This is a genomic window from Paenibacillus sp. FSL P2-0089 (assembly GCF_038595095.1).
Taxonomy (GTDB): Bacteria; Bacillota; Bacilli; order Paenibacillales; family Paenibacillaceae; genus Paenibacillus_AQ; species Paenibacillus_AQ silagei.
Window position 1 is genome coordinate 244,192 of the sequence record NZ_CP152006.1, and the last position, 12,371, is coordinate 256,562.

Below are 12,371 nucleotides of genomic sequence, written 5' to 3' on the forward strand. Positions count from 1 at the left end.
GTCCCCCTCCTGAGTTCTTCGCGTTACCTTCTGCTGATCTTGTGTATTCCGGTCTTTAGCCATTCCTGTGTGATAATGGGACAAAATACCACAAAAATGTCGTACAATATCACTTATGCGACATGTCTATTCCTGAGGAGTGATGAAAAAAGAATGAGCCAGACCGAATTTATCCGTACGGCGCTCAGCTTGGTGAACCCGGAAGAGGGCTACCTAAGCGATGATCAGATTGTTCAGATGTTTATGGCTACCTGCTGTACGAATGTTAATACAGGTCGGAATTATAAGCGGGCGATTGCCGATTTCCGCAGATTTATTGCAGGCACCTCCTTAAGAGCAGTGACCTGGAGGGAGATGGAGGCGTATAAGATTTTCCTGACGCAGGGGGGCTACAGTTATCAGAGGCAGCTGGCACCGGCAAGCATAGCGGCATTCCTTGCGCCGTTGAAGTCTTTTTATAAATGGGGGAGTGACCAGCATATCGGGATTTTTGCAGTGAATCCGACCTCTTCGGTACGCATCCCCAAAATAACCGTTACCAGCCGCAAAAACTTCCTGACCAAGCGGGAGGTGGGGGAATTACTGAATGTACTGGAGAAGCAAGGACTGCGCAATTATCTGATCGGGCTGACGCTGGTAGTGCTCGGTCTGCGGGTGTCAGAGCTGACGGCGATGAAGTGGGGGGACTTTCATAATGATCTGCTGGAGACCTCGGTCTGGCTGACCGTGGAGAACGGCAAGGGGGGTAAGCCTAGAGAAATTAAGGTTCCGCCAACCCTGTGGCAGCTGTATTCCAAGTTGTCTGATACTTTGCCAGGGAAGGAAGAGGTCACCCCGGAGCAGCGGATGTTTCCGTTATCTTCACGGCAGGTGGAACGGATTATCAAGAATGCCGGAGAAGCCAGCTCAATTGAGAAAAAGCTGACCCCGCACTGGCTTCGCCACACGAATGCCACGCTGGCCTTGCTCCAAGGAGCGTCGCTTCAGCAGGTTCAGGAATCGCTGGGGCATTCCCACATCAACACCACTCAGCGTTATCTCCACACCGTTCAGCAGATTCAAAAGGCTGCCCCGGATTTTGTCGAGGACAGCCTGCGCACGTTCATTCAATAGATTAGATTCGACAAAAATTGCAGAAGCACGAATGGAACATAATTGTGGAAACAGAGGGGCTGATCCAGCGAAGTTTCTATACAGAAGTTAGGAAATGACCTATAATAAACGCATGGCTGCTTGATTATGCGCAAGTATGCATGGTTTATCGTATTTTACTCAAAAAAAGTCGCATAAGTGATATTGTACGACAAAAAACGTCAAAGTATACATACAGACTTAGCTTCATGTGGTTTGTTGCATCGAAATCCGGCCCTTGTGCCGCAAATCCCGCGTATGCTCCAATAATAAAGTCCAGACTCCGCCTATGTGCGGGGTTTTTTTCGTGCGTGGAATCGAAATACTAAGAATAGTAGAGGTTTTCTGTTGACAGTGGAAAACACAGGTCATATACTGTGTATATAGATATATACAGTAAGCACACACAGATACACACTGAGGCTAGCTGATCTGCCGTCTCCTGCCGTTCAAGACGAATAAAGCGAGGTTAGAAGTTATGACAACATTAAAGCAAGCGTGGGTCATCGTACGCAGCGAATTCCACGGTGACCGCTGGAAGCTGCTGTGGGCACTGCTGTTCTCGCTCCTGTTCATGGGATATTTTGCCGCACTGTCAGGAATGGTCATCGACGATACGCTAACAGGACATGACAAGCAGTTGCTCAGCGATGTTCTGATGGTTACGATGATGCTCATGCTCACGATCACCTTCTCCCGGCGGACCATGAAGTATATCTCGGAGGATTCCTATACCCGGATGCTGGCGTATATGCGGGCGTTGCCGGTACCGGTAGCAGCTATTCTCTGTAAAAGAAAGCTGGACACCCTGCTCGCCGTTGCCATGAACAGCACGTTGTTCTTCAGCCTGATCTATCTGCTCAGCCCCGGAATACGCTCTGAACTGCCGCCTGCTTCGTATCTGGCTTTTGCTTTTACCTGGATCGGTTACAGTCTGATTGTCGCAGGCATGTACATTATCATCGAGTTCTCGGTCAGCGGCGTCATGTACTTCTGGATCATCTCAGCCGTTATGCTGCTGGCGCTGGGCGTGTCAGGACTAGTCTACCTGGCGGGAGGCAATATACTGCTCGCCACGGTCGCTGTATCCAAGGAGTGGGGCCTATTGTCTCCCTTGATGTGGGGGGCGCTGGCACTTGGCATGCTATCGATTCAGCTATTCTCCAGATGGACGATTCACCGGCTGAAGAGCCGTGATCTCGTATGAGACGGGGCAAGGCGTTCATCCGGGGGCCGGGCCTGGAAGGCGGGTGTAACTAATGTGGATTCCGATACAGATCAATGAGAACAGTGCGGAGCCGCTGTACCACCAGATCGAGACACAACTGAGGTCGCTGATCATCTCCGGCGCAATAACGGAAGGAACGCTGCTTCCTTCCATCCGCGAATTCGCGGGTGACCTGAAGTGCAGCGTCATTACCGTCCGCCGCGTCTATCAGGATCTCGAGAACGAAGGCTTGCTGCGGACCCGGCAGGGGACGGGCACCTTTGTATCCCATATCGGGACCGGGGCAATGGAGGACTATAAGCAGGAGACCATCCGCAAGGCGCTGGAGAGCGCCGTGGAGGCGGGACTATCCGTCCATTGCAGCGAAGAGGAACTAACCAGGCTGTTCACAGAGATCGTGAAGAACAAATACGGGAAGCAGGCAGAAAGAGGGGGAAGCTGATGGGACAGCAAGCCATAGAACTGCGGGATGTATGGAAGAAGCGGCGCAACAAGACCATCGGGCCGATGAATCTCCGGCTGCCGCAAGGATATATTACAGCGCTGGTGGGCCAGAACGGCGCGGGCAAAAGCACGCTGCTGAATATGCTCCTGCAGCTGATTTTGCCGGATGAAGGGGAGATCCGCTGGTATGAAGAGACTTACCGCGGTGTGCTGCCGATGGAGCTCCGCCAGAGCATCGCTTACGTGCCGGAGATGCCCCAGCCTGAGGAGAACTTCTGGACACCCGGTGAGGCGGCCGCCTTCCGCAGCCATTGGTATCCTTCCTGGGACCAGAGCTACTTCGAGGAGCTGGTCCGCAAGTTTGAAGTTCCAGAGAATGCCAGACTGGGTAAAATGTCCAAGGGCGAGCGCCGCAAGTTCGAGCTTGCCGCCGCCCTCGCGGTGAAGCCCCGGCTGCTGCTACTGGATGAGCCGTCTTCGGGCCTGGACCCTTTTGCCTGGAAGATCATGATTGAGACGCTGCAGAGATACATGGATGAACACGAGGCCACGATTGTCATCTCGACCCATATTGTTGAAGAAGTCCGGCGGCTGGCGGATTATATCGTGCTGATGCACCAGGGGCAGCTGCTGGGAATGACCGAGAAGGACAGTCTGTTTGGTTCATGGAGTGAAATATGGGTTCAAATTGAGGGAGAGCAGGCGCTGCAGGAGCTGGCAGCCGAGCTGCCGCAAGCGCTGGAGCTGAAGCTGGAAACGCCGGGTGTAGCTTCATTTTTAACCCAGCAAATTTATCTGTATGAGAAACGCATTCACGATTTGGGCGTAAAGGTACTCAAGAGCCGCAGCCTGGAGCTGGATGAAATCCTAAGCTTATGGACCCGGGGACATCGTCCGGTTCTGATTGACCAGAAGAGAGGGGAATAAGAATGGAAGCATTGCAGTTGAAGCAGGTAGTGAAGCAGTACGGTGAGAAGACGGCAGTCAACGGAATCAGTCTAAAGGTGGAGCAAGGCGAGATTTACGGTCTGCTGGGTGCCAACGGCGCCGGCAAAACAACGACCATGCGCATGGTGCTCGGCCTGATCTATCCCGACGAAGGGAGCATCCTGTATAACGGCAAGCCGTATAGTAAGGAGCTTCAGCATCTGATGGGCTATCTGCCGGAAGAACGGGGATTATATCCGAAGGTCAAGGTAAGCGATCAGATTATCTATCTGGCGCGGCTGCGCGGGATGTCCGCGAGTGAAGCGGATAAGAGCCTGAAGTACTGGCTGGAGCGCTTCGATGTACCGGAATATTACAATAAGAAGATTGAAGAGCTGTCCAAGGGTAATCAGCAAAAGATGGGCTTCGTCGCCGCTGTGGTCCATAAGCCGAAGATTCTGATCCTGGATGAAGCCTTCAGCGGCCTCGATCCGGTCAATGTGGAGCTGCTGAAGGATACCGTCAGAGAGATGCGGGATCTGGGAACGAGCATTCTGTTCTCCACGCACCGCATGGAGCATGTTGAGGAATTATGCCGGAATATCACGATTCTTGACCGCTCGAACACCGTGGTTCAGGGAGATATCCGTGAGATCAAGAAGGGGTATCCGCGGGAAGAAGTTGTACTGCGCACCGCCGGGGAAGTGAACGGACTTGCCGAGCTTGCCGGAGTTACCGGAGTGCAGCGGCAGGAGCGCGGGTATGTTTTAACCATCAATGACCTGGGAGCGGCGCAGCGCATTCTTCAACTGGCTGTGGCTCAAGGCGAGGTCGAGCATTTCGAGATTAAGGAACCGACGCTAAACCAAATCTTTATCAGAGCGGTGGGTGAATCCAATGAATAAAATGGCAACCATTATCGGCTTCACATTCAAGAATAAGGTAAGAACGAAATCCTTCATGATTACCACCTTAATTCTGGTGCTTCTGCTTAGTATCGGGATGAATATCCCTTATCTGATCAAAGTGTTCAACGGAGAAGACGGGGCCAAGGACGCGACACAGATCGGAGTCGTTGCCCAGCAGGGCTTCCGGCCTGCCGAGCTGCTGCTCGCTTATACTCCGCCGGCTGAAACCGAAGATAAAGTCGTATTTACCGCTTATCCTTCCGCAGATGATGCAACCCTTAAGAAGGGGCTGGAGGATGAGAAGATTGAGGGGTATCTTACCTTTGCCGACAAGGGCAGTGTAGGGGTGCCTCCGGTAACGTATCACAGCAAAGACGGAGACATCAGCAGCAAGCTTAGAACGAATCTGCAAGCCGCTCTGCAGCAGGTGAATACCGGCCTGATTGTCGGCGATAAGCTGACCGAGAGCCAGGTGGCGGCGATCTTCGCTCCGGTGTCGATTGATAGCGCGCAGCTAAGTACTGACGGGGCTGCGGGTGGCGTAGACCAGGATCAGGACAAACCGATTATCAACTATGTCATTGTCTATATCCTGCTGATTCTGTTCTTCATGTCGGTGATGATGACCGGCAACATGATCTCGGCCGAGATTACGTCGGAGAAAAGCTCGCGCATTATGGAGATTCTCATCACCAGCGCCTCGCCACTAACCCAGATGTTCGGCAAGGTCATCGGAATCTTCCTCGTCGGTCTGATGCAGATCGCCATTATCTCGGCTGCCATCGCCGTCAACCTGATGCTGCCGCATAATTCCACGATCCTGAGCGATTTCGATCTGAATCTGGGACAGTTGAATGTCAGCATGATCGTCTATGGCTTCATCCTGTATATCCTGGGCTACTTCCTGTACGCCCTGATGTATGCCGCTGTCGGCTCCATTGTCAGCCGGACAGAGGATCTGGGGCAGGCCGTGATGCCGGTCATGATGCTGGGCTTCGTCAGCTTCTATCTGCCGCTGTTCAGCATCTCGAACCCGGATACACTGCTGGTGAAGGTAGCGAGCTTCGTACCATTCACCTCTTCGCTCAGCCTGATGCTCCGCATCGGGGTCGGGGAGGTCGCCTTCTGGGAGATCATGGTCTCGCTGGCGATCCTGCTGGCTACAACCTTCCTCTTCGGCTGGCTCGCCGCCAAGATCTACCGCACCGGCGTCCTGATGTACGGCAAGCGCCCTAGCATCAAGGAGATCAGAAAAGCGATGAAGGCTTATAAAATTTAGGATTTGACGGAAGTAGTGTGATGGATTTCTCGCAGGGAGCAGTTACCTCAGGTAACTGCTCCCTGTTGTATATTCAGCCATCCCCTCCAGGATTCAAACCCCTTGTTTGATTAAACTCCAGAGGCGTTCAAACCGTTCTTGGTAGTCTGGTGAATTCCAGGATCCTTTAAAAGAGGGGAGACTAAACACTGCAAACGCAGATAGAATGGCCTCTGCCCGTTCAAATTGAGGATCATGATATTCCATGAAACCATCAATTATTTGATAAGAATCCCAAAGCACATCACGTAATACCAATGGATTACTGTCCACATATTGTGTATTCAAGGCGAACATTTGGGGATTCTCATTATAAGCGCGTTTTTTGGCATTAACAAATGCCCATAGCCAATCGTGGAGCACTTCCTGCGGGGAGGCTGAATTAGTCATGTTTATACGGATTTGTTCTGAAATCATCCGGTTGAACCAGCCTTTAGCTACTGCCGCCCACAGTTCTTGTTTGTTTTTGAAATGTTTATAGAGTGCAGCATGGGTGATGTTCAATTCATCCGCTATTTGAGAGAGCGTCACCTCAGATTTTTCCGTACGCTCAATTAATGTCTCGGCAGTTTCAATAATAAGCTCCTGTGTGATTTTAGCCATTTGTTGTGGCAGGTGAATGGGGGAGTGCAGGCACTTACGATTAACCCCCCAGTGTAACACCATGCTGCCAACCCTTCTTTCGTTAATTAATAATATCCACTTATAGTTTAGCATGAAAAAACAAAGTAACAAATGTTGACTTTTGTAACTTCTAGTCTTATGCTTGGTGTGCAAGTTACAAATCGTCGTAAATGTTACTTAGGATCTTGCGGATAGGAGGGTATTAATTATGAAGGCGGCACAGATCACCAAATATTCCAAACCGTTTCAAGTTGAAGTGCGCGATATTCCAGTCCCGGAAATAAGTGATTACGAAGTTTTGGTTAAAGTAAAAGCGGCGGCGGTTAACCACTTGGAGCTGCTCATCGCTACCGGAAGCGTGAAGTTAATCCAGGACTATGAGTTCCCCTTGACCCTTGGTAACGAACTCACAGGTGTTGTTGAGAAGATGGGTAAGAAAGTCGCTGGCTTCAAAGTAGGTGATGCCATTTACTCCCGCCTGCCGCTGCGAAAAATTGGAGCATTTGCCGAATATGCGGCGGTTCATGTAGAGGCTATGGCTCACTTGCCGGGTAATCTGGATTTTGTAACCGGTGCGGCTGCGCCTTTAACAGGATTGACAGCCTATCAAAGCCTGCATGAAGAGTTAGCTGCCAAAGCTGGCGAAAGAGTGTTCATTCCAGGGGGCTCTGGTTCATTTGGCCAAATGGCGATTCCTATCGCTAAAAGCATGGGGCTGAAGGTCATCGTCAGTGGAAGTCCACAGGCGCGCGAACGTACAATGGCCGCGGGAGCAGATCAATACATTGATTACAAGGCGGAGAACTACTGGGAACGACTTCGTGATCTTGACTATGTGATTGATACCTTGGGCCCCGGTGAATTTGACCGCGAACTCTCCATTATTAGACCAGGCGGCCATCTTCTTTCTCTACGGACCGGACCAAACAAACGATTCGCCAAAACTATGGGCTTGGTAGGTTGGAAGCAAAAACTATTCAGTATTGCTGGTGCTAAGTATGATCACAAAGCCAAGAAGAAGAAGATTGAATATCATTTTGTGTTTGTACGCAGCGATGGAGAACAATTACGGCAAATCACAAAAATCATTGAAGAGAACCAAATTATACCCGCGGTAGACGCCCGGGAGTTCCACATTGAAGATATTAATGAAGCTCTAAATCTGGTTGCTACAGGTCACCCCCAAGGGAAAGTGGTTATCCGATTTTAAATATTCATATAATTATTTACCGATCGTTCTCAATATGTTATATTGAATTTATAGGACATCACTGCATGATGAGATTAGGTTATTATATCTTCTCCTGTGCATTTTCTAGAACGATCATTCTCATATAGGGAGCGAATACAATGAACATTTCTGAACAAGTGGCATTGGTTACTGGAGCAAACCGGGGGCTTGGCCGCCAGCTTACGCTTGAACTTCTAGCTAGAGGGGCTAAGGTCTACGCGGGAGCAAGAAATCCGGAAACTCTGGATATTCCAGGAGTTACACCTGTAAAGCTTGATGTTACCAACCCTCAAGAGGTAGCGGCAGCAGCCAGCCAGGCTAAGGATGTTACGATTCTGATCAACAATGCAGGATCATCTACAGGCGCTTCTTTGCTGGAAGGGGATGTGGAGCAGATCCAGCTGGAATTGAATACGCATTTCTTCGGTACGTTATCCATGGTTCGCGCTTTTGCACCGGTCATCGAGAATAACGGGGGAGGATCGGTTCTGAATATTCTTTCCGCATTATCCTGGTTTAGTGGCGGAGCTGCGGGTGCCTACACGGCGGCAAAGGCTGCAGCATGGGCGCTGACGAACGATCTTCGTTTGAATCTGTATCCCCGTCATATTAGAGTAGCAGGCTTACATGTGGGTTATATGGAGACAGACATGACGGCCGGCCTGGATGCTCCCAAATCAAACCCTTCAGATATTGCGAAAATAGCTATTGACGGCATAGCAGCCGGCAGCTTCGAAATTCTTGCCGACGATACCAGCCGTATGATCCAAGCCGGACTTGCAGGCGGCGTGTCCGCCCTCTACCCGAATCTGTCCTAATCCCAATATTACGCAGTAGCAGCGGCGCAGAAAGAACGGGCTTCCATATTTCACCTGGAACACCTCTTGGAGGGATTCAAGGCGGAGAAGGCCTTGGCTAAAGGAAAAGTATACAGGAATCCCGATGATGACCAATCTGGTCAACCATCGGGATTTTTGTTCTAAATAAGTAGTTTGCTAGAGAAGTATTAAAAATTATCTGATGTATTATCGTCGCAAAAATCATGTATGACATCCTCAGCATCGTAAAGAGACACTTCAAGGTTGATTCACTTGATATTTTTTCCAAGCGATTGATTAAGGATAGGAATGTGCAAGTCTGTCGGCAGAGCAAATTAAGGAGCTTCGTAAAGAATATCCTTTATCCACCGGCTCTCCTGTAAATGTTGATTTGCGGGATTTAACATTCGAGGAGGTATTGGATCATACGGACACGTTCATAGTTGCTGAAGTCATTCAGCAACTGCCGGATTTCAGCGTGGATCTGATAACTGAACCTGGAACTCCAGAGGGTAATTTAGCGGAGAAATTGAAGGATTCCGGTCTGGAGCCTTACAAGCCTATGTTTACCTCTTTTCAAGTTAATGTAGATCAAGTAGTTACTGGTGAAGAGGTTGAAGGGACCTTTAACCTGATTTATGACTCTGAGTTCAAGGGGATTGAACCAGAACTTAAGCCGGGAATGAAGATCGTCGCTGCAATCAAAAAAGGGGTAGGGGAAGAGCAAAAAGGAAGCTACTCTTTCACCCGTTATGGGACATATTATGTAGTTGATGGTGACTATGTTCTATCTGCATTCCAGGGACAGAGCGAAGAGATGAAAGCTTTCTCCAGGGATACCAACGGTTACAAGCTGAATCATCTCCTTGCTGAGATTAAAGAGCTTAAGGAGAATTAAATAACGATAACTTATTGGCATAACAACAAAACACCCATCCGCCCCATAAAGGAAGATGGGTGTTTGCTATACACAATTATTTTTACGATAGTCGGAGGGGTTAATTCCCGTCCATCTTTTGAATTGTCTGCTGAAGTGAGAGAGGTTCTTGTAGCCCAGACGACTTGAAATCTCATTTAAAGATATCCTGGGCTGCTGGAGTAGTATTTTGGCTTCCTGTAGCTTTAAGTCGGATAGATAGGTGCGGGGCGACATTTTATATATTTTTTGAAATACCTCTAATCCATAGTTGGGGCTGATCCCAAGCGAAGCAATGATGGGCTGGATGTGAATGGTGTAATCTGAATTTCCCTGTGTGCAATTTTTCTTAAAAGCTCTCTTGATGGCTTCGGCAATTTCTTTGGCATACTTCGCAGTGGTCATGGATTCGTTAGCATGTATTCCCGTCTGTACCGGCTGGCTATCTACAAGCACCTCCAATAACTCGAACAAGACCATTTGTGCTTTTAGCTTTGCTTTGGTGAACGACAACTCAGGCTCATGCAGAATATCGATCCATTTTTGAAGGCATTTTTTCAGCTGGCTATGATACAAATGGGAGGGCTTATAGACCCAGTCACAGTTCTTCATAATTCTCATCCGTAAGGAAGGCTCGTCTATATCAAAATGAGCGCAGAAATAGGTCATCGATGTAGCGGAAATGCATTTATTCGTATGCTCGAACCCAGGCGGAATCAGCAGAATATCATCACTGTTCACAATGAATGGTTCATGATCTATCCTAGTCTCTTGAGCCCCATCCAGCACAATTAGAATCTCAAAGGCATGGTGGGATTCTGTAGTCATGCTCCAATCGGCAGGAACGGTCTGTGTGTGTGCGCCAAAAAAGCGTATATTCCAATCAATGCGCGGCAGCAGCAGCGTCTGTGCACCTGTGAGATAGCTATTCATATGTTCCAATTTGCAGCACCTGCCTTTGATTTGGGTAAATCTAGCCGTAATCATCCCATCGCATAAGTACGTTAGTAGTTATTATAATATACATAGACAACAGGAAAAGGGTAAATAATATGGCTAAACAGCGAAGGGAAGCAGAGAAATGACGAAGATTAATAATCCTATAATCCCTGGGATGGCACCAGATCCCTCTATTATTAGAGTGGATGATGTGTATTATATTGCGACATCCACGTTTCATTGGAATCCCGGCGTTCAAATTTTCAAATCAACCGATTTAGCGAATTGGGAGCTGACTGCCTCCGTATTAAATAAAGGTGAAGTGAATTTGAGGGGGACCAATACTCCGGCCGGGATCTGGGCGCCGCATCTATCCTATGATTCTAGGGCGAACCGGTACTGGTTAGCCTATTCGCATATGTTGAACATGGCAGGCCGTGAATTCAACTCGGATTCCTATGCCATGTGGGCAAAAGATATCCATGGACCCTGGTCGGAGCCCATCTATCTGACATCCATAGGCTTCGATCCGGCGCTCTTCCACGATGAAGATGGCAAGCACTATGTGTCCATTCTTGAATGGGAGACCCGTGAAGGGTATCAGGCGCCTGGACATATTGTGATCGCTGAATTTGATTTGAATGAGGGTAAGCTGGTTGGACATTGGCACCGGGTGACGCAAGGCTTCACCAGCCGCGGCTGTGCTGAAGCACCGCAGATCTATAAATATAGAGAGATGTACTATCTTTTATTAGCTGCGGGCGGAACTGGCTATGCTCATGGTGTTGAGCTGGGACGTTCGGAGAATATTTTTGGTCCCTATGAACCGCATCCGTCGGGAGAGCCGATCATCACCTCCTCGCCGCGCCATTTATTTTCACTTGGGAATCCGGATGCCGGGCATTTTGAGATGTATAATCCAAGCTCGATCATGCAAAAAGCAGGTCACGGCTCATTAGTGCAAACTCAAACAGGCGAATGGTATATTGCTCATCTCATGTCACGGCCTGTGGAAGGAACGCTCTTAAATCCATTAGGCCGTGAAACCTCTATTCAAAAAATGCATTGGACAGAGGATGGCTGGCTGGAAATGAAGGATGGATCGAATGTAGCGAAAATGGAAGTTGAGGGGATGACAGGTGTTGAATTAGAGGCCGATGGAATCTCTCATGACGTATTTGATGATTTTAATCAGGAGAAATATGATCTTCATTTTCTGACTCCGTACCGGGACCAGCAAGCGGCATGGGTGAACACGGTTGAACGTCCGGGTTACTTACGCATTCATGGAGAGAATTCTTTTTTCTCGCAGATCCATCCGGCGATTATGGCCACACGCGCAACTTCCCTTCATTATGAAGTTCAAACCAAGGTGGAATTTCATCCCGATCATTACTCGGAAACGGCCGGTCTGGGGCTATACTATGATTCGAATAATTGGCTGTACGTTCACTTGACCCACTCCGAATCAGAGGGTACCGTTCTATACGTACTTCAGGCCAAGCTGGGGCAACGCATTGAGCTGGTCCACCATTACATTCCAGTCCCTGAAGACACAGCGGAGCTCAAGATTATCTATCATTCAGGCATCGCGAGTATCCTTTACCGCTTCGGAGATAACGGGGATTGGCAAGCTTTTGTAGAAAACATTGATGTACTCTATCTGTCGGATGAAGGCGTGAACGGGGAGCCGGGGGAGATTGGCGGATTTACAGGCTTGTTAAATTTCATCGGTTCCGTTGATGCCCACCAGCATGACTCCTTCGCTGATTTTGACTACTATGGAGTGAAGAATTACTAGCCAAGGACGCCATACGTTCTTCCGCCCGGGTGTGCCCGGAGCCGTGGTGAACTGGTGAAAACGCCGGAGATGGTGTACCTTAGTAG

The 12,371-nt window shown here is 49.2% G+C and carries 12 protein-coding genes; 10 read left to right on the forward strand and 2 right to left on the reverse strand.

The features are described from left to right. The first annotated feature begins 153 nt into the window (after positions 1–153). From NST69_RS01020 to NST69_RS01045, 6 genes are all read left to right on the forward strand, one after another. Positions 154–1,113, forward strand: a complete 960-nt coding sequence (locus NST69_RS01020; RefSeq protein WP_036722170.1) for a tyrosine-type recombinase/integrase — start codon at positions 154–156, stop codon at positions 1,111–1,113. A gap of 496 nt (positions 1,114–1,609) precedes the next feature. Further along, positions 1,610–2,338: a hypothetical protein gene (locus NST69_RS01025; RefSeq protein WP_342548236.1), complete on the forward strand. Its 729-nt coding sequence runs from the start codon at positions 1,610–1,612 to the stop codon at positions 2,336–2,338. Between the two features lie 52 nt (positions 2,339–2,390). Beyond that, positions 2,391–2,801, forward strand: a complete 411-nt coding sequence (locus NST69_RS01030; RefSeq protein ID WP_036722177.1) for a GntR family transcriptional regulator — start codon at positions 2,391–2,393, stop codon at positions 2,799–2,801. Then, entirely contained in the window at positions 2,801–3,730 is a 930-nt protein-coding gene (locus NST69_RS01035; protein WP_036722179.1) for an ABC transporter ATP-binding protein, read from the forward strand. Before NST69_RS01030 ends, NST69_RS01035 begins: the two co-directional genes overlap by 1 nt. 2 nt (positions 3,731–3,732) lie before the next feature. Beyond that, positions 3,733–4,635: an ATP-binding cassette domain-containing protein gene (locus NST69_RS01040; protein ID WP_342548237.1), complete on the forward strand. Its 903-nt coding sequence runs from the start codon at positions 3,733–3,735 to the stop codon at positions 4,633–4,635. Further along, positions 4,628–5,917: an ABC transporter permease gene (locus NST69_RS01045; RefSeq protein WP_342548238.1), complete on the forward strand. Its 1,290-nt coding sequence runs from the start codon at positions 4,628–4,630 to the stop codon at positions 5,915–5,917. Before NST69_RS01040 ends, NST69_RS01045 begins: the two co-directional genes overlap by 8 nt. A gap of 93 nt (positions 5,918–6,010) precedes the next feature. On the opposite strand, the gene NST69_RS01050 is transcribed toward NST69_RS01045, so the two are convergent. Further along, on the reverse strand, positions 6,011–6,622 hold the full coding sequence (locus NST69_RS01050) for a TetR/AcrR family transcriptional regulator (protein ID WP_200869499.1): 612 nt from the start codon (positions 6,620–6,622) through the stop codon (positions 6,011–6,013). 166 nt (positions 6,623–6,788) lie between these two features. On the opposite strand from NST69_RS01050, the gene NST69_RS01055 reads away from it, so the two are divergent. The 3 genes from NST69_RS01055 to NST69_RS01065 all read left to right on the forward strand — a co-directional run bounded on the left by NST69_RS01055 (position 6,789) and on the right by NST69_RS01065 (position 9,527). Beyond that, entirely contained in the window at positions 6,789–7,790 is a 1,002-nt protein-coding gene (locus NST69_RS01055) for an NADP-dependent oxidoreductase (protein ID WP_036722185.1), read from the forward strand. Between the two features lie 140 nt (positions 7,791–7,930). Continuing rightward, a complete protein-coding gene (locus NST69_RS01060; protein ID WP_036722186.1) occupies positions 7,931–8,629 on the forward strand; it encodes an SDR family oxidoreductase in 699 nt (232 codons plus the stop codon). 418 nt (positions 8,630–9,047) lie between these two features. Further along, entirely contained in the window at positions 9,048–9,527 is a 480-nt protein-coding gene (locus NST69_RS01065) for a hypothetical protein (protein ID WP_342548239.1), read from the forward strand. Positions 9,528–9,593: 66 nt separating this feature from the next. Here NST69_RS01065 and NST69_RS01070 read toward each other — a convergent pair whose 3' ends face one another. Beyond that, a complete protein-coding gene (locus NST69_RS01070; protein ID WP_063830864.1) occupies positions 9,594–10,478 on the reverse strand; it encodes an AraC family transcriptional regulator in 885 nt (294 codons plus the stop codon). Positions 10,479–10,626: 148 nt separating this feature from the next. On the opposite strand from NST69_RS01070, the gene NST69_RS01075 reads away from it, so the two are divergent. Next, a complete protein-coding gene (locus NST69_RS01075) occupies positions 10,627–12,285 on the forward strand; it encodes a family 43 glycosylhydrolase (protein WP_342548240.1) in 1,659 nt (552 codons plus the stop codon). Positions 12,286–12,371 lie beyond the last annotated feature (86 nt).